This window comes from Streptomyces sp. NPDC056296, from assembly GCF_042268605.1.
Classification (GTDB): domain Bacteria; phylum Actinomycetota; class Actinomycetes; order Streptomycetales; family Streptomycetaceae; genus Streptomyces.
Map to the genome: position 1 here is coordinate 57910 of NZ_JBHJRX010000030.1, position 19939 is coordinate 77848.

Below are 19939 nucleotides of genomic sequence, written 5' to 3' on the forward strand. Positions count from 1 at the left end.
GGCCTCCCTACCGGGTGGGGATCTTGACGGGCGGGGTGAACGGGTTTTTCATCGGGCCGAGCGAGGCCAGGTCGACCTCGACGAGGGTCGGACCGTCGGAGGCCACGGCCGCCTCGATCACCTTCGCGGCCTCGCTCGCATCGCCGATCCGCGCGTACGGGAGTGAGCAGGCGGCGGCGAGCTGGGCGAAGTCGGGGGTGAACAAGTCGACGCCGGAGCGGCGTTCGGTGTAAGTGGCCTGCATGTTGCGCAGTACGCCGTATCCGCCGTCGTTGAAGACGACCAGGGTCAGCCGGGGCCGTTCCTGGGCGAGGGTGAGCAGTTCGCCGAGGTGGACGGCGAGTCCGCCGTCCCCGGCGATGACCACGGTGGGTTCGTCGGGGCGGGCGAGGGCGGCGCCGATGCCCATGCCGAGGCCCTGGCCGATGCCGCCGCCACGCGGGAAGACGTTGGCCCGCGGATCGTGGATGGGCAGCAGTCGGTTGCCCCAGGCCGACGAGGGGATGGTCACGTCGCGGGCGACGACGGCGCCCCGGGGCAGGGCGGCGGCGAGCGCGTCGCAGATCGCGGCCTGGGGGCCGATGCCGTCGTGCAGGGCGGCCCGCACCTCCTCGCGTACCCGCCGCACCCGGTCCGTCCAGTCCGCGTCCGCCCGTACGGCTGCCTCGGTGAGCCTCGGCAGTACCGCCGCCGCGTCACCGTGGAGGGCGTGCGGTGCGGGGTACACCCGGCCGAGGGCGGCGGCGTCGACGTCGATCTGGATATGTGCCTCGGGGAGCCGAAGTCCGTAGTCGGCGGTCTCGTTGGAGCGGAAGTGGGTGCCGACGGTGACGAGGACGTCCGCGTCCGCGAGGAGGGCGCGGGCGGCGGGGGTGGTGGCGAAGTTGCCGACGACCTGGTCGTGATCCTCGGGGACGGAGCCCCGGCCGGAGTTGGAGGTGAGCAGACCGGCGCCGGTCGCCTCCAGCAGGGCGAGGAGCTGGTCGCGGGCGGTGTTCGCGCCGCCGCCTGCCCAGATCAGCGGGCGTCGGGCGGCGGCGAGCAGGTCGCGTGCCGCGGCCAGCCGGGACGGGTCCGGCACCGGTGCCCCGAAGGCGGGGGCGCTTTCGCCGTCGTCCTCCTGGGCCGCGTACTGGAGGTCGATCGGCCACTCCACGCTCGCCGGTCCGCCCGGCGCGGTGAGTGCGGCGGCGGACGCCTCGCGCAGGACACGGCCCGCGTCCCGGGCGGAGGTGACGGTCGCGGCGTACTTGGACGCCGCGGCGAGCATGCCGAGCTGGTCCTTGGTCTCGTGGATGAAGCCGCGCCCGCTGCCGAGGTACGCCGTCTCGACCTGACCCGTGATGTGCAGCACCGACGTCCCCGACGCGAGCGCCTCGATCAGGGATCCGGCGGCGTTGCCGGCGCCGGTGCCGGTGGAGGTGAGCGCGCAGCCGATGGAGCCGCGGGCGCGGCCGTAGGCGTCGGCGGCGTTGACGGCGCTCGCCTCGTGCCGCACCGGCACGAACCGCAGCTCCGGGTCGGCCTCGACGGCCTCCACCAGCGGCAGGTTGTGCACGGACACGATGCCGAACACGGTGTCGACGCCGAGGGACTTGAGGTGGGCGGCCAGGAGTCCGCCACCGTGGTCGTAACGCATGCGAACTCCTCAGAGGATGCCGCGGCCGACTCCGCCGCAGACGTCGATGCTGGTTCCGGTGATGTACGAGGCGCGCGGCGAGAGCAGCGCGACGATCGCGTAGGCGACCTCCTCGGCGCGGCCGAGCCGCCCGAGTGCGATACCCCGGTCGGCGGCGATCTCCGCCTGCCACTCCTCGTAGGTCAGCCCGCTGTCCGCCGCCGCGTGGCGGCGGGTCCACTGGCCGGTGTCGACCAGGCCGAGGCAGACCGAGTTGACGCGGATGCCCTCGGGGGCGAGTTCGCGGGCCAGGGAGGTGGAGAGGTTGAGGATGCCGGCGCGGGCGGCGCTCGTCGTGATCAGCCGGGTCTCGGGCTGCTTGGCGAGGACGGCGTTGACGTTGACGATCGCGGCGGCGTCGGAGGCGCGGAGGTGGTCGCGGGCGGCGGCCAGGGGATGGAGGACGCCCGAGAACTTCAGTTCCAGCTCGTCGCGCCAGTCGTCGCCGGTCGTCTCGTCCAGGGACTTCATGCGGGACTGGCCGGCGTTGTTGACGAGGCCGTCCAGGCGTCCGCCGAGGTGGGCGGCGGCGCGCTCGGTGAAGTCCCGTACGGCGTCGGCGTCCCGGACGTCGCAGACGCCGGTGTAGAGGCGGTCCGTACCGGCGCCGAGGCCGGCGGCGGCCTTGGCGAGCCGGTCGGCGTCGCGCCCGCAGGTCGCGACGCGGGCGCCTTCCGCGAGCAGGGCGCGGACCGTGGCCAGGCCGACGCCGGAGCTGCCGCCGGTGACCAGGACGGTGCGGTCGGCGAGGCCGAGATCCATGGGTGCTCCTTGCAGACGGATGTACTGAGGGGGCTGAGCGGGCTGAGGGGGACTCAGTGCATGGTGAAGCCGCCGTTGACGGCGACCACCTGCCCGGTCAGGTAACGGGACTCCTCGCCCAGCAGGTACGAGACGAGCCCCACCAGGTCGTCGGGCCGCTGCGGCCGGGGGATCGCGCGGTTCGCCGCGTACAGGGCGTGCCGCTCGGCCGGGACGGTCTCGGTCGCCTCGACCTCCGTGAGGCCCGGCGCCACCGCGTTGACGGTGATGCCGCGCTCCCCCAGCTCGCGGGCCATCGCCCGGGTCAGGGCGACGACCGCGCCCTTGGAGGCGATGTAGTGGGCGAGGCGCGGGGAGCCGTAGAGGGCCGCGTCGGAGGCGATGTTGACGATGCGTCCCGGTGCGGACATCAGCGGCAGCAGGTGCTTGGCGACGAGCCAGGGGCCGCGCGCGTTGACGGTCATCAGCCGGTCCCAGGCCTCGACGTCGATGTCCTGGAATTCCCGGCCGCCGACGCCGTTGGCGAGCGCCGCGTTGTTGACCAGCCCGTAGACGGGGCCGCCGGGTGCGAGGCGGGCGGTCAGCGCCTCGGCCGAGGCCGGTTCGGCGACGTCCAGCGGCACGAACTCCGCCGCGCCGCCCGCCTCGCGGATGGCCGCCGCCGTACGGGAGCCCCACTCCTCGTTCAGTTCGGCGACGACGACCCGGTACCCGTCGGCCGCCGCCCGGCGGGCCATGGCCTCCCCCAGGCCACGGCCCGCGCCGGTCACGACGACCGTACGGCGCCCGGTGGCCGGGTCAGTCACGGGTGACGCCGTACAGCGGGGAGTACTCGGGGTAGGTCGGCACCTGCGGCTTCCGCGTGCCGATGATCACGCAGAACAGCGCGTCCGTGTCGCCCTCGTTCTTCAGCGAGCGGGTCACCCCGGCCGGCACCACGATCATGTCGCGGTAGCCGAGGGTGCGGTACTCGGTCTCGTCCGGGCCGCGGTGGATGCCGACGCGGACCTCGCCCTCCAGGACGAAGAAGGCCTCCTCGACGTCGTGGTGGGTGTGGGCGGGGCCCTCGGCGCCGGGCGGCAGCAGCATGTTGGAGAAGGTGAACCCGCCGGAGGGCAGGATGCGGCCGTCGTTCTCGTGGTTGCCGGTCGCGCCGGAACCGACGTAGCGGATCTGCGCCCGCTTGTACTGCGGGCCCGCCTTCTCCTGGAAGGACAGGGTGCCCCAGTCCGGCTCGCGGGACGCCTTGGAGGCGATCAGGGAGTCGGTGTACTTGGCGAGGTCCCCGTTGTTGTCGTACTCGTCGGTGGTCAGCGGCATGGTGGTCAGCCCTTCGTGGTGCGGGTGTTGGTGACGATGTGCAGGTGGGAGAGCAGCCAGGCGTTGAAGTGCTCGGGCTGTTCCTGGTTGGCCAGGTGACCGGCGTCCTTGACGATCACGTAGGCGGTCCGGTGCAGACCGCCGGCCAGGACCTGTGAGGCTTCGGGGCCGGTGATCCGGTCCTTCTCCCCGCACAGGACGAGGGTGGGCGCGGTGACCCGGTCGAGTTCGCCGCGCAGGTCGGTGCGGGCCATCGACTCGGCCGCCCTCCGATAGCCGGGCGACCGGACCGAGTCGGCCATGGTGTCGACGACGCGTCGCACCAGCTCGGGCGGCGCGTCCTCGGACAGCAGCCGGGGGCCGCGCTCCTCCGCGAAGGCACGCGGTCCGAGGCGCTCCAGCTCCGGGGCCCGGGCGCGCATCGCGGCGGCCTTCTCCGGGCTCGTACCGGAGCCGGGCGTGGAGTCGGCGACGGTGAGGGAGGCGACGAGGTCCGGGTGCCGGGTGGCGAGCCGCAACGCGATCACGCCGCCCCAGGAGACGCCGACGACGTGCGCCTCGGTGCCGCGCGCCCGGATGACCTCGGCGGCGGTGTCCGCGTAGTCGTCGAGGGTGAGGTCGTGGTCCGGGTCGGCGGATTTCGCGTAGCCGGGGGCGTCCCAGGCAACCACCCGATGGTCGGCGGCGAGGGCGTCGGTCTGCGGGGCGAAGGCGGCGGACGAGGAGCCGATGCCGTGCAGGCACAGCACCAGCGGCCCTTCGCGGCCGGCTTCCTCCAGGTGCAGCCCGGCGAGGTCGTACGCAGTCACAGGATCTGCCCCCGGCGTCCGGCCAGGGCGGCGAGCGAGCGCAGCACGGCGTAGGGGACGACCCTGCTGGTGGCCGGGTTGGCGGCGTCGGGGACGTGGCGCACCTCGAAGCGGTACGAGCCCCGCGGGCCGCTCGCCTCGATCACGTGGGAGGTGTGCGAGGCCGCCGGGTCGGCGACTACGCGCACCTGTACGGCGTCGAGGTCGCCGACCGCGAGCGCCACCGAGGCGGCGACGTTCGTGGACTTGGGGAACTTGACCGGTACGTCGCGCGCGGTGCCGCGCATGACCTCGACGGGGCCGGTCGCGGACCGCAGCCGGGTGAGCGTCACCTCGTCCATCCAGGGCTGTTCGAGGGTGGACGGCAGCTTGGTGGTGGTCAGTGTGACCTCGCCGAGCGGTCCCATGGCGCGTACCGCCTGGAGCAGGTCGAGTCCGCCGACGGCGCCGCCGGTGAAGTACACCCGGCCGGGCCCGGCCGCCAGGAGCCGCTTCGACAGGTCCTCGTCGGTCAGTGCTCCGGTGGACGCCACGAGCAGGTCGGTGCCGGACGCGAGGACCGTCTCGCCCCATTCGCGTACGACGCCCTGTCCGGCGGCCTCGACGATCAGGTCGCAGGAGGCGAGGGCCTGTTTCACGGTGAGCTGCGGGGCGGGGACGGCGTCGCCCAGAGGCCGGTTGTCGACGATGCCGACAAGCTCGGCCCCCGGCACCTCGCCCGCGGCGAGCGCGCCGCCGACGATCCGGCCGATGGCGCCCCAGCCGATGAGACCGACCTTGCGCGTGTGGGCTTTCGTGGCGCTGTTCATGCCGCCGCTCCATCCGGGCCGGTGGTGGCGTCCACGGGGGCGGCGACGGGGCTGCCGTCGGGCGTGCCCGTCATGTGGGTGCGGATCCGCCGCGACGGCGGGCCCGCGGTCCCCCACAGGTCGGACAGCTCGGGCGTGCGCCGCCACACCTTGCAGATCCAGGTGTCCTCGACGACCTGGGCGACCTCGGTGGTGTACTCGCACACCAGGCCGGTGGGGTCGGTGAAGTAGGAGAAGGTGTTGTTGCCGGGGCCGTGCCGGCCGGGGCCCCACTCGGGGGTGATCCCGTGGTACCGGAGCCGGCCGAGGCCGCGCATGAAGTGGTCGATCGAGGTCATCTCGTAGGCCACGTGGTTGAGGGAGACCCATGGCGCCTGGTTGAAGGCGACGCAGTGGTGGTCGGTGCCGCAGCGCAGGAACGCCATCTGGTGCTCGGACCAGTCCGAGACGCGCATGCCGAGAACGTCGCGGTAGAAGGCGACGGAGGCGTCGATGTCGGGGGTGTTGAGGACGGCGTGGGTGACGCCCACCGGCAGGGACGCGTCACGGCTGCGCTCGGTGACCGCCCAGGTGTCGGCGGACAGTTCGATCAGCCGTCCGTCGAGGTCGTGGAAGCGCAGCCCGTAGCCGCCGCCGACCTGGTCGAGGGGGCCGGGCTCGGTGACGAGCGCGATGCCGCGGGCCCGGAGGCGGCGTGCGGCCTCGGCGACCTCGGCGGGCGTGCCGAGGGCGAAGACGAGACGGCCCAGGCCGATCGTCTCGGAGCGGCTCAGGTGCAGGGCGTGGTGCTCTCCGCCGGTGCCGCGCAGCCAGCTCGCGCTGTGCTCGGCCTCGACGACCTGGAGGCCCCACACCTCCTCGTAGAAGTCGACGGCGTCGGCGAAGTTCGGGGTGAGCAGCTCGACCGAGCGCAGGGCACGCAGCCGGCCGATCGGGGGGTGGGTCATGGCGATATCTCCCGAGGGGTGGGTCAGTTGGCCCAGGGCAGGGGCGTGGCGTCGGTGCCCCAGTACAGGGACTTCTGCCGCTGGTAGGCGCGGATCAGGTCGCGGCCCTTCTCGGTGCCGAGCCCGGAGTCCTTCATCCCGCCGAAGGGGGTGGAGATGGAGAACTGCTTGTACGTGTTGATCCAGACGGTGCCCGCCTCGATCCGCCGGCCGAGGCGCCAGGCGGCCCGCGCGTCGCGGGTCCAGATGCCGCAGGCGAGTCCGTAGACGGAGTCGTTGGCCCGGGCGACGAGTTCGTCCTCGTCGTCGTAGGGGAGCGCGACGAGCACCGGGCCGAAGATCTCCTCCTGGCAGACGCGGGCCGAGTCCGGCAGGGAGTCGATGACGGTCGGCAGGTAGTAGGCGCCCTTCGCGTACCGCTCGCCCTCGGGTGCGGCGCCGCCGCACAGCACCCGGCCGCCCTCCTGCCGGGCGAGGTCGACGGCCGCGGCGACGGCGTCGCGGTGCGCGTGGTGCACGAGCGGCGCGACCTGGGTGCCGGGGGACGTGCCCGGTCCGACCCGCAGCTCGCGGACCCGCTCGACGAGTTCGCCGACGAAGGAGTCGTAGCGCGAGGCGTGGACGAACAGCCGTGAACCGGCGATGCAGGACTGGCCGCTGGAGGAGAAGATCCCGTACATCACGCCCGCGAGAGCCTGTTCGGCGTCGGCGTCCTCGCGCACGATCGTCGGTGACTTCCCGCCCAGTTCGAGCGAGGCGGGGACGAGTTTGTCGGCGGCTGCGTGGGCGATGGCGCGCCCGGTGGTGGTGCCGCCCGTGAAGCCGATCCGGCCGACCAGCGGGTGTCTGACGATCGCGTCGCCCACGACGCGGCCCTTGCCCGGAAGCACCGCGAGCAGTGCGGTGGGCAACCGCTCCTCGGTGAGGACCTGGTGGACCAGGCGCCCGAAGGCGAGGGAGACCAGCGGGGTCCACTCGGCGGGCTTGAGCAGGACCGCGTTGCCGCCGCCCAGCGCGGGGGCGACCTTCTGCGCGTCGGAGGCGATCGGCGAGTTCCAGGGGTTGATCGCTCCGACGACGCCGACCGGTTCGTACGTGCTCATCGTGACGTAGGGGCCGCGCGAGGGCGTGAGCGCGTCCTCGGCCGTCTCCAGTGCGGCGGCCGTGTACCGGAAGGTGCCGGCGGCGCTCAGCGCGAGGGCGTGGGTCTCGCCGAGGGTCTTGCCGGTGTCGGCGGTCTGGAGGGCGGACAGCCGGTCGGCGTGGTCCTCGATCAGGTCGCCGATCCGGTACAGGACGCGGGCCCGCCGGTGCGGCGGCAGGTCCCGCCACTCGGGTGCGGCGGCGGCCTCGGCGGCGGCGTGCGCGGCCTCGTCCACGTCGTCCGGCGAGGCTGCGTGGACGGTGGTGATGACGCTGCCGTCGGCGGGGTCCACCGTCTGGATCGGCAGCCCGCCGCCGCGTCGCCACTGCCCCGCGATGAGGATCTCGTCGGCTGGGATGCGCGGCATGGGGGCCTCCGGGAAGGGACGGTGCGGGAACTCGCGGACACGGCGGGGGCGTTGCCCGAGTCATTGTGCCTAAGCACTAGGAATCTAAGGGCTTAATTAATTGGCCCGCAAGGGACCGCGGTCGATGAATTTTTTACGACGTCAGGAGTAAGGCTTGCCTAACCTCGGCGGACTACCGGTAGAACTTAAGCCCTGAGACATTCAGCGCCTACATAAGTGGTGCGGCACCCTCCGCACGGCCCGCCCGTCTCGTCCTCGCCGCACCTCTCCAGCCCTCATCGCCGCCCGGCACGCGGTCGCTCCGCCGTGCCGTACGGCCCGAACCCTCCCGTGCGGGCTCGCGCGTTTCTCGCCCTACGGGAACCGGAGACCACACTCATGACGATCGACGCAACCCGCGCCGGCACCGGCGGAAAGGGCGACTCCGCCGAGCTCGCGGCCGCCATCGGCGCCCGCTTCGAACGCCTGCCGCTGTGCCGCTGGCAGGTGATGGTCCGGCTCGTCGTCGGCGCCGTCACCTTCTTCGAGGCGTTCGACCAGCTCCTGATCGCATACGCGCTTCCGGACCTGCGCGACGAGTGGAGCCTCGGCACCACGCAGGTCACCGCCCTGATGACGGTCGGCTCGATCGGCATGCTGGTCGGCGCGCTGGCCTCGGGCCGACTCGCGGACCGGATCGGCCGGGTCAAGGTCATCGCCGGCTGCATCGCGCTGTCCGGCCTCTGCAACCTGGCCCTGACGCTCTGCACCTCCCCCGAGCCCTTCATGGCGATCCGCTTCGTCCAGGGCATGGCCATCGGCGGCGAGGTGCCGATCGCGGCCACGTTCATCGCGGAGATCACTCGCGCCCACCAGCGCGGCCGCTTCGTCCTCCTCTACGAACTGGTCTTCCCGGCCGGCCTGACCGCGGGCGCGCTGCTCGCCGCCTGGCTGGTGCCGGTACTCGGCTGGCGCTGGGTCTTCGCCCTGGCGGCCGTCCCCGGCCTGCTCTGCTTCGCCCTCGCCCGCTGGGTACCGGAGTCACCGCGCTGGCTCGCCGACCACGGCAGGCACGACGAGGCCCTGGCGACGATGGCGTCCATCGAGGAGAAGGTCGAGCGGATCACCGGCGCCCCGCTGCCCGACCCCGCCCCGGCGCGGCCCGCCCCACCCGCACCGAACAAGAGCGGCCTGCGCGAACTGCTGAGTGGCCGGTACGGCAAACGCACCCTGGTCATCGGCATCCTCTGGTTCACGGGCTACTTCGCCAACTACGGCATCACATCCTGGCTGCCGACCATCTACGAGGATCACTTCGACCTCGACCTGTCCACGGCGCTCCTCTACTCCACCGTGACGAGTTGCGCGGGTCTGGTCGGCTGCCTGGTCGTCGCCCTCACCGTCGACCGCGTCGGCCGCCGCAACACGGTGATCTGGTGCCTGTCGGCGGCGGCACTGTGCCTGCTGCTCCTCGGCCTGACGGGCGGCGACTCGGCGACGGGCATCCTCGCCTGGACGTCCCTGGCCGCGGTCTTCCTCTTCGGCTCCAACATCTGCCTCTACCTCTACACGCCGGAGCTCTTCCCCACCCGAATCAGGGCGCTGGGCTCCAGCGTGGGCGGCGCGATGAACCGCCTGGGCGTCATCCTCGGCCCGATCGTCGTGGGCGCGATCTACGCGGGAGGCGCCATCGGCACGGTGTTCGTGACCCTGGCGGCCGTCGCCCTCGTCGGCTCGCTGTCGGCGGCGGTCGGCGCGGAGGAGACGAGCGGCCGGACGCTGGAGGACGTCGCGCCGTAGGGCCGCCGCGAGGCCGGGAGGGTGGGGGGCTTTCCGGCACGGCGAGGACGGAGTGGTGGAATCTGTCCTCGGGGGGCTCATGTGAGCGGTGAGTGAACAGATCGGGCCGCGGTGTTCACGGCGGCGAGTGGTGGGTGTGGGCGATGCGGGTCGCGAGCCGGTGCACGAGTCGGCGGGCCGCCTCCGGTTCCACGACCTCGATGTGGTCGCTGAACTGAAGCAGCTGCCGCACTCCGTCCAGGTGGCCGTACGCCACGGTGATCTCGACACGCCCGTCGTCGTCCTGCCGGTCACTCACCGTCCGGATCCGAGCCCCCAGGATGCGGCGGACCAGGTCGATGCTCCCGGCATCGACGCGCGCCGTGACGATGACCTGCTGACCACTCTCCAGCGCCTCACCCAACTCCCGTGCCGTGCCTGCGAGGTCGGCGCCAGGCCTGAGTCGCCGGGCGGTGTTCAGCACCGTCCAGTCCCGGAGGCGGATGAGTGCGAACATGCGCGGCCGCCCGTCACGGTCGCCGACGAGGTACCACCGTCCCGCCCGCTCCACCAGCCCGTAGGGATCGACCACGAAGTCCTCGGCGGCAGCCGCGCCACTGGGCCGGTAGCCGATGCGCAGCCGCCTCCCCGTGCGCAGGTCCCGCACCAGTGCCGCGACGTCGGGCAGGGGCGCGGCCTCACCGAACCAGGGCCGGTTGTCGATCGCGATCACGTCCGTCAGCGACAGCGGCAGGTCGTCCCGGCCGGGCCGTGGCGACCGGCGCGGCGTGAGCTTGCGCAGCGCAGACCGGGCGGCCGCCTCGCCACCCACCCGGCGGGCCCGGTCGGGATCGAGCCCGACGGCCCGCAGCAGATCCGCCTCACCGATCGTCAGCTTCGACAGATCGGCCTGGTCACCGGGCAGCAGACTGATCCCGCCGTACTTACCCCGCTCGGTGAGGACGGGAATGCCCGCGTCGACCAGCGCCCGCACATCGCGGAGCACCGTCCGCGTCGAGACCCCCAGCTCCCGGGCCAGCGCCTCGGCAGTGGTCCGCGGGTGCGCCTGCAGCGCCGCCAGGAGCTCGATCAACCGCTGCGGCCGCCCCATGCGACCCCTTCCTCCCTGGAACAGGACAGTCCCTGTCATGTTCCCACGCAAGGCTGACACCGACGGCCGGAACCGGCCCACTCGGAAGGAGCCCGACACCCATGTCCGCACCCAACCTCTTCCTCGTCTACGTCAACGACGTCGAGCGCGCGACCGCGTTCTACGCCGACCTGTTCGACATGAAGCCGATCATGGTCACGCCGCGCTACGTCCCGTTCGAGGTCTCGCCCGGAGTGGTGTTCGCACTCTGGAGCGGCAAGTCGGACCAGGTCGCCCCGGGCACGCCGCGCACCTCGGAGATCGGCCTGATGCTCCCGGGCCCCGCGTCCGCCATCGACGACATCCACACCACGTGGACCGCCAAGGGCGCCACCGTGGTCGAACCGCCGCACGACGAGGTCTTCGGCCGCACCTTCGTCGTCGCGGACCCGGACGGCAACCTGATCCGGGTAGCGCCGGTCGACTGACCCGTGCGGTTGTGGCAGTTCCGGCTGGGTCAGATGGACGCCGATCCCGGTCATGCGCGGTGGATGGCGCGGCAGGCGGTCGTCGGCGACGAGAGTCTCGTCGTCGGGCACGCCGGGTTCCACGGGCCGCCCGACGAGGCGGGCATGGTCGAGATCGGCTACTCCATCGATCCCCGCTTCCGCCGCCGGGGATACGCCCGGTCGACACTGATCGAGTTGCTTCGCCGGGCGGCGGCCGAACCCACGGTCGCGACCGTGCGGGCAACAATCGGCCCCGACAACGTAGCGTCCCTGGCCACGATTTCGGGCTTCGGTTTCACCCACGTCGGGGAAGAGTGGGACGAGGAGGACGGCCACGAACTGGTCTTCGAGGCCCGGCACGCCGGGGGCGTGCCACACCGCATCCCCGGCGTCCGCCTGATCAACGCTTGCTCTCAAGCGAACTTGAGGTCTTACGGTCTCCGCACGACCGCGCGCGGCCCCGCTCCGCGCGCGACGCAACCAGGAGGGGACCTCTCATGACGACCCAGCAGTTCTCCGAGGCCGAACTCGCCAAACAACCCGCGGCCTACTGGACCGGTGTCGCCTACGAGGCGCTCATCGCGTACACCCGGGCTCGACAGGCCGAAAAGGGCTACACCCAGCCCCAGTTCTGGCTGCTGCGCAACCTGTCGGCAAACGACATCTCGCCCGACGGCGCGGGGATGACGCTGCCCGAGCTGCGGGCGGCCATGGCCTCCTACATCCGGCCCGAGGACGACCTGGCGGCGGAGGCCGAGGTGCTCCTGGATCGCGGCTGGCTGACCCGGGACGCAGAGGCCCGGCTGTGGCTCACCGACAAGGGCGAACAGGCCCGCGTCGACCTCGCGCGCAGCGCCCCCGCGATCCGCGCCGCCCTCCACCAGGGCATCGACGACGCGGACTACGTCACCACGGTGAAGGTGCTCCAGCAACTGATCCGCAACGCGGACGGAATGCCCGGCCCTGTCGCGAGCCGGTGACGGGCCGGCCGACGCGTCAGGCCGTACGTCTCGCGGCGCCCAGCTCGCACCACACGTACTTGCCCCGGTTGCCCTCGCGGGCCAGTGGCTGCCACCCCCACACGTCGGCACAGGCCCGGACCATCGCCAGCCCCCGCCCGTCCTCCCGGTCCACGCCCCGGTCGAACGGCTGCGGCGGCTCGGGCGGCGACGGGTCCGCGTCCCAGGCCCCGATCCGCAACACGCCCGCCGCCCAGCGCACCCGCAGGGCGGCGGGCCCCTTGGTGTGCCGCACGGCGTTGGAGACCAACTCCGCCGCCAGCAGCTCCGCGACGTCGACCAGCCGGATCAGCCCATGCATGGTCAGGATCAGCCGAAGGGTGCGGCGGCACACGGTGACGGCACGGGGGTCGTTCGGGATGTAGAGGGAGTACTCCCACGGATCGTTTTCGGGCACGCGGACTCCTTCGGAGACGGGAAGGGGGATGGGGGTGCGGTGGCATTGCCGCAGCCGTCATGGCAGGACGACGCGGTGCGCTTCCGACATCCCGCGATTTCGCAGAGTGTGCGTCACATCACCGACGGTAGGTCATAGATTTATTACTCGGCAACCCAGTCGCGTAACCTTGCCCCGAACGAGCCGCCCGAGGGCGCCCGTTGAGCGAGGAGGAAGTTGTGCCGCCGAGACGCACGCCCACAGCACGTCAGGAGCGCCTGGGGGCTGAACTGAGGAAGATGCGGGAAGCCGCGGGACTCAAGGCAACCGAGGCGGCAGCCCTTCTCGGCGTGAACTCCGTCCAGATCAGTCAGATCGAGTCCGGAATCGCCGGAGTGAGCGAGGAGCGACTACGCCGCCTCGCAGCCAACTACGCTTGCTCCGGAGGCGACTTGGTCGATGCACTGGTGGCCATGGCGACGGTTCGGGTCCGGGGCTGGTGGGACGACTATCGCGGCGTGCTGCCCGCCGCCTATCAGGATCTCGCCGAGCTGGACCATCACGCGACATTCCGCCGCGATGTGGCGGTCATCCACGTGCCAGGTCTGTTCCAGACGGAGGACTACGCGCGCTCCCTCTTCACCTACATGAACCCGGAGTTCCCCGACCGCGAAGTGGAGCACCGGGTGCGCCACAGGATGAAACGGAAGGTCATCGTCGAGGGCCCTGATCCAGTGCCCTACGAGACGTTGATCCACGAAGCGGCGCTCCGGATCAAGGTGGCTGGACGTGCTGCGACACGGATGCAACTTGCGCGCATCGTGGAGATGTCCGAGGCCAAGCACGTCACAGTTCGCGTCATTCCGTTCGCACTGGACGACTTCGCGGGAGCCGGCAGCGCGATGGTGCATGTGGGCGGAGCCGTGCCCCGTCTGGACACCGTGGTACGCGACGCACCGCATGGCACGGTCTTTCTCGATTCCGAAGCCCAGCTGGGTCACTTCCGGAAGCTCTTTCGTAGGGTGAGAGACGAGTCGCTCTCCCCGGAGCGGTCACGTGACCTCATCCACGGTCTGACCAAGGAGCTGTGAGGGATGACCACCCCCACCCAGTGGCAGAAGTCGTCCTACTCCGGCGGGGGTGAAGGCAACGACTGCATAGAGGTCGCCCACCTCCACCCCCACATAGCCGTCCGCGACTCCAAGGCCCCGGACCGAGCCATGCTCACCTTCGCCACCCCCGCCTTCACCGCCTTCCTCGGCACCCTCAAAACCACCCCCGGGGAATAACCGGAGACCCCCTCCTGTTACGCCGCGCAGCGAACCCGCAGCGATTGTTCACGACACAGGAGGCACCCCACCATGCCCGCAGACGCCGCAGAGGAGATCCGGGGCACGGCCCACGGCACCGCACCCGTCCCCCTCTCCGTGCTGGACCTGGTGACCGTCGGCGCCGGCCGAACCGCCACCGACGCCCTGCGCACCAGCGTGGACATCGCGCGCCTCGCGGAGAGCCGCGGCTTCCACCGGTACTGGGTCGCCGAGCACCACTCGATGCCCGGCGTCGCCTCCTCCTCCCCCGCGGTGATCCTCGCCCACCTGGCCGCCCACACCACCCGCGTCCGGCTCGGCTCGGGCGGCGTCATGCTCCCGAACCACGCGCCCCTCGTCATCGCGGAGCAGTTCGGCACCCTCGAAGCCATGGCCCCCGGCCGCGTCGACCTCGGCCTCGGCCGCGCCCCCGGCACCGACGGAGCCACCGCCGCCGCCCTGCGCCGCACCGACCGGCTGAACGAGGGCGCCGACGACTTCCCGCAGCAGCTCGCCGAGCTGATCCGGTTCCTGGACGACGACTTCCCCGACGGGCACCCGTACCGGCGTATCCACGCCGTGCCGGGCCCTGTGCAGGCCACCTCCCCCGGCGGCGTCCAGTCCCCGCACCGGCCGCCGGTCTGGCTGCTCGGCTCCTCCGGTTTCAGCGCCCGGCTGGCCGGCACCCTCGGGCTGCCCTTCGCCTTCGCGCACCACTTCTCGGCGCAGAACACCGTCCCGGCGCTGGACCTGTACCGGGAGTCCTTCCGGCCGTCCGCCGTCCTCGACGCCCCGTACGCCCTCATCGGCGTCTCCGCGCTCGCGACCGACGACGAGAAGGAGGCCCGCAGGCAGGTGCTGGCCGCCGCGCTGAACATGGTCCGGCTGCGCACCGGCCGCCCCGGGCTGGTGCCGACGCCGGAAGAGGCCGAGGCGTACGACTTCAGCCCGATGGAGCAGGAGTTCATCCAGTCCTGGAACTCCAACGTCATCCACGGCACCGCCGACGAGGTCCGGTCCGGCCTCGACGATCTCCAGAAGCGCACCGGCGCCGACGAGCTGATGCTCACCGCCAACGCCCACGGCGGCGACGTACGGCTGCGCTCCTACGAGCTGATCGCCGACGCCTACGGGTTGCCGACGCTCGCCTGAACCCCGGCCGCTCCGGGCCCGGCGGGGCCCAGCAGCGCGGAGATACGATCCGGCGCCACCGGTCGGGAGTACAGCCAGCCCTGACCGGTGTCGCAGCCGATGCGGCGCAGGCGGGTCGCCTGGTCGGACGTTTCCACGCACTCGGCGGTGACGGTCAGGCCGAGCCGGTGGGCCAGCTGGACCATCGCCTCGACGATGACCTCGTCGGCCGGGTTCGCGGTGGACGCGTCCGCGGACGCGTCCACCCCGGCACCCGCGTCGACCTTGTCGTACTGGAAGCCCCGTACGAAGGCGCCGTCCAGTTTCAGGACCGAGACCGGCAGCCGGCTGAGGTAGGCCAGGTTCGAGTAGCCGGTGCCGAAGTCGTCGATGGCGATGTGGACGCCCATGTCGCTGAGCGCCTTGAGGGCCTGGAGCGGGCGGCCCGCCGAGCCCATCACCGCCGACTCGGTCAGCTCCAGCTGGAGCAGGTGCGGGGCGAGGCCGGTCTCCTCCAGGGTGGCCGCCACGTCCGCCACCAGGTCGGAGTCCCATACCTGCCGGACCGCCACGTTGACGCTGACGAAGATCGGCGGGTCGTCCGGGTGGGCCAGCTGCCAGCGGCGGGCCTGGTGGCAGGCCGTGCGCAGGATCCAGCGGCCGAGGGGAACGATCGAACCGTCCTCCTCCGCCAGTGCGATGAACCGATTCGGCGCCAGTACGCCGAACTGAGGATGATTCCAGCGGATGAGCGCCTCGACGCCCCGCACCCGGCCGTCCTCCATGCCGACCAGCGGCTGGTACTCCAGGGCGAACTCGCCGCGCTCGATGGCGGGGCGGAGCGTGGCGGCGAGGGCCTGGCGGGTCATGCGGTTCGCGTTGCGCTCGGGGTCGAAGAGCGTCCAGCGGGCCCTGCCGTCGGCCTTGGCCCAGTACAGGGTCGTGTCGGCCGCCTGCATCAGGGCGGTGGGGGTGGTGCCGGCGGTGTGGCGTTCGACGACGCCGACCGACGCGGTGACCGAGAGGCGGCGATCGCAGAGCTCGAAGGGCGCCTGGAGCGCCGTGAGGACCGAGTCGGCCAGGTCGGCGAGCTGGTCGGTGCCCGTGGAGTCCTCCACGAGGAGGGCGAACTCGTCGCCGCCGAGCCGAGCCACCAGCGGGGCGCCGGACCGGGCGTCGGCGGCCTCCTCCGCGCAGCGCGTGAGGCGTTCGGCGACGGCGGCCAGCAGCCGGTCGCCGACCCGGTGGCCGAGGGTGTCGTTGACGGCCTTGAAGCCGTCCAGGTCCAGGTAGCACACGCCGATCCGGCCGGTGCCGCCGTGTTCGTACGACTCCGCCTCCAGCGCGGCCGTCAGACGCTCGAAGAACAGCGCGCGGTTGGGCAGCCGGGTCACCGGGTCGTGCATCTGGAGGTGGCGCAGCCGGGCCTGGAGTTCGCGCCGGGCGCTGATGTCGGCGACCGACAGCAGCAGGCCGCCCGGCACCTCCCCCGGCTCGGCCAGGGGCGCGACCGTCACCTGCACCCACAGGGAGTGCCCGTCGGCTCCCTTGAGCCGCCGGGTGCAGCGCAGCCGGGGCTGCCGGCCCCGCAGCACCTCGCGGTACGCGTGCCAGGTTCCGGCGTCGGAGGCGAGGTCGACCAGGTCGGCGGCCGCGCAGCCGGCCAGCGCGGCCGGGTCGGTGCCGAGCAGGGTGCCCAGCGTGTCGTTGGCGCTGACGACCAGGCCCTCGGCGTCGACGACGGCCATGGCGAGGGGGGCGGCCGCGAACGCCGAGTGGTAGGTCGGGGGCCCCGTACACGGCGTACGAGGAGCCAGATAGTTGCCACTCTCTGTGACGGCCGACCGATCGAGGTCTGCCGCGGGCGCCGGCCCTTCGGAGGTTCCGTTCACCGCTCGCTCCCGCAGTGCCTCGATCTCTGTTCGTGCTCTGTTCGTGCAGGAAAGTGTGCCGATCATAGAGGCTGCCACCGAGCCCTTCCAGCCGCCGTTCCGCGGTCCGGACCGAGTGACCCCCATGGGGGATCGTTTCTGCCCACACCTGGACGGGTTCTACATGCCCCCGACCAGTTGTGACGTTCCGTAAGTGTCCTCGGGGTGTCGGCCGGTGGGCCTCCCGCGAAATTCCCGGCGGCTCACCCATCCGGTGCAGACGAACAGGGCGTAGTACGACAATCATGCACAAGCTGGGTGCGGTGTCCCGTCAACCGCACCCGGAGGTCCATGTGCCGCGCCAGCTCCCCCTGAGGCGACTTCCCCGGGAGACCCTCAAGGGGCTCGGCGCGGTCCGCCGGGCGGCGGGGGCGCCCCGGTCCCGACTGCGCAGTACGGCGGCGGTGTGCACCACGATGTCGGCACTGGCCGCGACCTCCCTGGTCACCGCCCCGTCGGTCGCCGAGCCCTTCTCCCCGGAGCCCTGCGCGCTCCAGCGCACCGAGGTGCACCACTCCGAGGGCCTGGACACCTGGAACGCCGCCTACCCGCGGCCGGCCCGCGCCCTGGACGCGGTGATGGTGTTCCTGTCCTTCCCCGACTCCCAGCCGCTGACCGCGCCCGCCGAACTCGCCGCCGACCACTTCCCGGCGACCACCCGCTTCTTCCAGCGCGCCTCCTACGGCACGTTCACGCTCCGCCCGCACCCGCTGCCGAGCTGGATCCCCATGCCGCGGCCGTCGACGGCGTACGACATACAGCGTGACTGGAGCCCCGAGCACCGGGCCGCCTACCTGCGCGACGCGCTGGGCGCCGCCGACCGGCACGTCGACTTCTCCCGCTACGACATCGTCTACTTCGTCGCGGACCCGGACGCGCCCGGCGTGGACTCCGACGCCACGAAGGTCGTCAACCTGAACACCCCGATGAGGGCCGACGGCACCGACATCCGGCGGGTCGTCACGGTCTTCGAGAACCATCCGCCGGACCGGCTGGTCCTGGCCCACGAGACCGGGCACGTCTTCGACCTGCCCGACCTGTACCACCGGCCCGTCGACGGCAAGGGCGACTGGGACACGCATGTCGGCGACTGGGACCTGATGGGCAGCCAGTTCGGGCTGGCTCCGGATCTCTTCGGCTGGCACAAGTGGAAGCTGGGCTGGCTGGAGCCACGGCAGGTGGCGTGCGTGCGGGGCAGCGGGACCACCCGGCTGACGCTGGAGCCGCTGGGGGCGGGGCCGGGGGTGGTGGTGACGGGCGCCGCCGGGGCGCCCGCCTTCGGCCTCGGGCGCGGTACGAAGCTGGCCGTGGTGCGCACGGGCGCGGACAGCGTGCTCGCCTTCGAGGCGCGCGGGCCGGTCGGCAACGACCTCGCCGCCTGCCGGGCGGGGGTGCTGGTGTACCGGGTGCGGAGCGGCGCGGAGTCCGGGGGCGGGCCGATCGAGGTGATCGACGCCCATCCGGACACCGAGGCCTGCTGGGAGGACTCGGTCTACCCTCCGCTCGCCGACGCTCCGGTGAGCCTCGGCGAGAGTTTCACGGTGCCGGAGGAGGGCGTACGGGTGGAGGTGGAGGGGCGGACGGTGTCGGGGGCGTGGACGGTACAGGTCACGCCGGGCTGAGCGGTCTGCCCGGGGCACGGTGACCGAGGGGGTGCGGGTGGCGGAGCCCCCGCCACGCGCGGCGAAGCCGCGCAGGAACAACGATGGCGAGGCCGGTTCGCGCTTCCGCGAACATGCCTCGCCATCGACAACGTGCGCCGCCAGGGACTCGAACCCCGGACCCGCTGATTAAGAGTCAGCTGCTCTAACCAACTGAGCTAGCGGCGCCTGCTGACGTCGTAGACCTTAGCATCCTGGTCGGCGGGAGGAAAAATCGAAATCCGCACCGCCGCGCGGGCCGCCCGTACGGCCGCCCAGAGCAGGATCTCGGGGCCCGGCAGCCACGGCAGGCGCGTGTCCGGCGCCACCAGCCAGCGGGAACCGGAACGCGCGGGTCCGCCCACGGGGGCCGGCACCGTCACCGCGTCCCCGGCACCGTGGCACAGCAGCGGGGGCACCGCGCCCGTACGGCCGCCCGCCCGGCCACGCGCGCTCCACTCCTCCCACTCCAACAGCGACGGCAGCCGCTGGGCCGTGCCCGGCGCGGCGAACAGCAGCATCCGGCCCCGGAACTCCGCCACCGGCCCGGACCCCGGCCCCTCGTCCCACATCCGGTCCAGCATCCGGCGCCCGAAGATCGCAGGGGCGCTCACCACGTCGAAGGCGGAACCGCAGGGCAGGACGACCGGGGCCTGGGGCCGCTCCTCCCAGAGGGCGAGCGTGCTGCGCGGGTACGGGCCCGCCGAGGCCAGCCAGGCGGCGCCGTCGGAGGTGACGTCCGAGACGTGGGACGTGGCGTCGAGGATGACATCGCGTGTGCTGCTCATGACGCATACATCTACCGGGCGTGAGGGGACCGCTCCGCTGGGTTGCGGGAAACCGGGACAGGAGGGAGAGGAAGGGAGTATCTTGCCCACTCGCCTGGCATATGCGGACGAGCCAGTCGGGCGCTGGTCGGGCTGCTCGGGCTGCTCGGGCTGCTCGGGCTAGTCGGGGTGCACGCCGCCCTCGCCGCCGCGCATCAGGTCGCGCCCGAACTCCACCATCTTCTTCGCGTAGTCCTCGGTCCACTCGGCCCGCTCGGCGATGTCCGCTGGCGTCAGCCGGTCGAAGCGCCGCGGATCGGCGAGCTGCGCCGCCGCCATCGCCTGGAACTCCATCGCCCGGTCCGCCGCCGCGCGGAAGGCATGCGTCAGCTCCGTCGCCCGGTCCAGCAGCGCCCGGGGGTCGTCGATCGACTCGAGGTCGAAGAAGTGCTCGGGGTCGGCGGACGCCTCCGCCGGCTCGAAGAGCAGGGGCGCGGGGCGTAGCCGCGGTTCGTTCCGACGCGGCGTGGGCTCCGCCATGTCTTCTCCTCCTCGTACGTACGGCGGCCCTC

General features: G+C 72.3%; 21 protein-coding genes and 1 tRNA gene. 8 read left to right on the forward strand and 14 right to left on the reverse strand.

All coding sequences use genetic code 11. The features are described 5' to 3' along the window. Positions 1-7 precede the first annotated feature (7 nt). From ACFCZF_RS22490 to ACFCZF_RS22525, 8 genes are read right to left on the reverse strand one after another with little or no spacing between them, the layout of a single operon-like run. Positions 8-1639, reverse strand: a complete 1632-nt coding sequence (locus tag ACFCZF_RS22490; RefSeq protein ID WP_376673158.1) for a thiamine pyrophosphate-binding protein — start codon at positions 1637-1639, stop codon at positions 8-10. A gap of 9 nt (positions 1640-1648) precedes the next feature. Further along, entirely contained in the window at positions 1649-2440 is a 792-nt protein-coding gene (locus ACFCZF_RS22495; RefSeq protein ID WP_376673159.1) for an SDR family oxidoreductase, read from the reverse strand. A 53-nt stretch (positions 2441-2493) separates the two neighbouring features. Beyond that, the gene (locus tag ACFCZF_RS22500; protein WP_376673160.1) at positions 2494-3246 is read right to left on the reverse strand and encodes an SDR family oxidoreductase; all 753 of its coding nucleotides are present in this window, start codon (positions 3244-3246) and stop codon (positions 2494-2496) included. After that, complete coding sequence (locus ACFCZF_RS22505) at positions 3239-3760, reverse strand: cupin domain-containing protein (RefSeq protein ID WP_361203918.1); 522 nt, start codon at positions 3758-3760, stop codon at positions 3239-3241. The genes ACFCZF_RS22500 and ACFCZF_RS22505 overlap by 8 nt, the downstream gene beginning before the upstream one ends. 5 nt (positions 3761-3765) lie before the next feature. After that, positions 3766-4569: an alpha/beta fold hydrolase gene (locus ACFCZF_RS22510; RefSeq protein WP_376673161.1), complete on the reverse strand. Its 804-nt coding sequence runs from the start codon at positions 4567-4569 to the stop codon at positions 3766-3768. Then, positions 4566-5378, reverse strand: a complete 813-nt coding sequence (locus tag ACFCZF_RS22515; RefSeq protein WP_376673162.1) for an aspartate dehydrogenase domain-containing protein — start codon at positions 5376-5378, stop codon at positions 4566-4568. Before ACFCZF_RS22515 ends, ACFCZF_RS22510 begins: the two co-directional genes overlap by 4 nt. Then, a complete protein-coding gene (locus ACFCZF_RS22520) occupies positions 5375-6325 on the reverse strand; it encodes a VOC family protein (RefSeq protein WP_376673163.1) in 951 nt (316 codons plus the stop codon). Before ACFCZF_RS22520 ends, ACFCZF_RS22515 begins: the two co-directional genes overlap by 4 nt. A gap of 23 nt (positions 6326-6348) precedes the next feature. Further along, positions 6349-7836, reverse strand: a complete 1488-nt coding sequence (locus ACFCZF_RS22525; RefSeq protein ID WP_376673164.1) for an aldehyde dehydrogenase family protein — start codon at positions 7834-7836, stop codon at positions 6349-6351. A gap of 378 nt (positions 7837-8214) precedes the next feature. On the opposite strand from ACFCZF_RS22525, the gene ACFCZF_RS22530 reads away from it, so the two are divergent. Then, a complete protein-coding gene (locus ACFCZF_RS22530) occupies positions 8215-9615 on the forward strand; it encodes an MFS transporter (protein ID WP_376673165.1) in 1401 nt (466 codons plus the stop codon). A 115-nt stretch (positions 9616-9730) separates the two neighbouring features. Here the strand turns inward: ACFCZF_RS22530 and ACFCZF_RS22535 are convergent, their stop codons facing one another. Continuing rightward, complete coding sequence (locus ACFCZF_RS22535; protein WP_376673166.1) at positions 9731-10705, reverse strand: helix-turn-helix transcriptional regulator; 975 nt, start codon at positions 10703-10705, stop codon at positions 9731-9733. A 101-nt stretch (positions 10706-10806) separates the two neighbouring features. Here ACFCZF_RS22535 and ACFCZF_RS22540 point away from each other — a divergent pair, with 101 nt between their 5' ends. The 3 genes from ACFCZF_RS22540 to ACFCZF_RS22550 are packed head-to-tail and all read left to right on the forward strand — an operon-like array spanning position 10807 to position 12173. Next, positions 10807-11172, forward strand: coding sequence for a VOC family protein (locus tag ACFCZF_RS22540; RefSeq protein WP_376673167.1), 366 nt, complete (start codon positions 10807-10809; stop codon positions 11170-11172). Positions 11173-11205: 33 nt separating this feature from the next. Next, entirely contained in the window at positions 11206-11694 is a 489-nt protein-coding gene (locus ACFCZF_RS22545; RefSeq protein ID WP_376673168.1) for a GNAT family N-acetyltransferase, read from the forward strand. Beyond that, a complete protein-coding gene (locus ACFCZF_RS22550) occupies positions 11691-12173 on the forward strand; it encodes a MarR family transcriptional regulator (RefSeq protein ID WP_376673169.1) in 483 nt (160 codons plus the stop codon). Before ACFCZF_RS22545 ends, ACFCZF_RS22550 begins: the two co-directional genes overlap by 4 nt. A 16-nt stretch (positions 12174-12189) precedes the next feature. Here the strand turns inward: ACFCZF_RS22550 and ACFCZF_RS22555 are convergent, their stop codons facing one another. Continuing rightward, positions 12190-12609 (reverse strand): ATP-binding protein, encoded by a 420-nt coding sequence (locus ACFCZF_RS22555; RefSeq protein WP_376673170.1) that lies wholly within the window; start codon positions 12607-12609, stop codon positions 12190-12192. 218 nt (positions 12610-12827) lie between these two features. Here ACFCZF_RS22555 and ACFCZF_RS22560 point away from each other — a divergent pair, with 218 nt between their 5' ends. From ACFCZF_RS22560 to ACFCZF_RS22570, 3 genes are all read left to right on the forward strand, one after another. Beyond that, complete coding sequence (locus tag ACFCZF_RS22560) at positions 12828-13679, forward strand: helix-turn-helix domain-containing protein (RefSeq protein WP_376673197.1); 852 nt, start codon at positions 12828-12830, stop codon at positions 13677-13679. A 3-nt stretch (positions 13680-13682) separates the two neighbouring features. Next, positions 13683-13877, forward strand: a complete 195-nt coding sequence (locus ACFCZF_RS22565) for a DUF397 domain-containing protein (protein ID WP_376673171.1) — start codon at positions 13683-13685, stop codon at positions 13875-13877. A 72-nt stretch (positions 13878-13949) separates the two neighbouring features. Beyond that, a complete protein-coding gene (locus ACFCZF_RS22570) occupies positions 13950-15050 on the forward strand; it encodes an LLM class flavin-dependent oxidoreductase (protein ID WP_376673172.1) in 1101 nt (366 codons plus the stop codon). Here the strand turns inward: ACFCZF_RS22570 and ACFCZF_RS22575 are convergent. Then, a complete protein-coding gene (locus tag ACFCZF_RS22575) occupies positions 15026-16921 on the reverse strand; it encodes a putative bifunctional diguanylate cyclase/phosphodiesterase (protein WP_376673173.1) in 1896 nt (631 codons plus the stop codon). The two genes, ACFCZF_RS22570 and ACFCZF_RS22575, sit on opposite strands and share 25 nt — an antisense overlap. A 284-nt stretch (positions 16922-17205) precedes the next feature. Between ACFCZF_RS22575 and ACFCZF_RS22580 the strand changes: the two genes are divergently transcribed. Continuing rightward, on the forward strand, positions 17206-18582 hold the full coding sequence (locus ACFCZF_RS22580) for a M6 family metalloprotease domain-containing protein (protein WP_375909922.1): 1377 nt from the start codon (positions 17206-17208) through the stop codon (positions 18580-18582). A 133-nt stretch (positions 18583-18715) separates the two neighbouring features. Here the strand turns inward: ACFCZF_RS22580 and ACFCZF_RS22585 are convergent. The 3 genes from ACFCZF_RS22585 to ACFCZF_RS22595 form a co-directional block, all read right to left on the reverse strand. Further along, a tRNA-Lys gene (locus ACFCZF_RS22585) sits at positions 18716-18789 on the reverse strand. Next, positions 18780-19388: a bifunctional DNA primase/polymerase gene (locus tag ACFCZF_RS22590; protein ID WP_376673174.1), complete on the reverse strand. Its 609-nt coding sequence runs from the start codon at positions 19386-19388 to the stop codon at positions 18780-18782. The genes ACFCZF_RS22585 and ACFCZF_RS22590 overlap by 10 nt, the downstream gene beginning before the upstream one ends. A gap of 159 nt (positions 19389-19547) precedes the next feature. After that, the gene (locus ACFCZF_RS22595) at positions 19548-19907 is read right to left on the reverse strand and encodes a hypothetical protein (protein WP_375909915.1); all 360 of its coding nucleotides are present in this window, start codon (positions 19905-19907) and stop codon (positions 19548-19550) included. Positions 19908-19939: the final 32 nt, after the last annotated feature.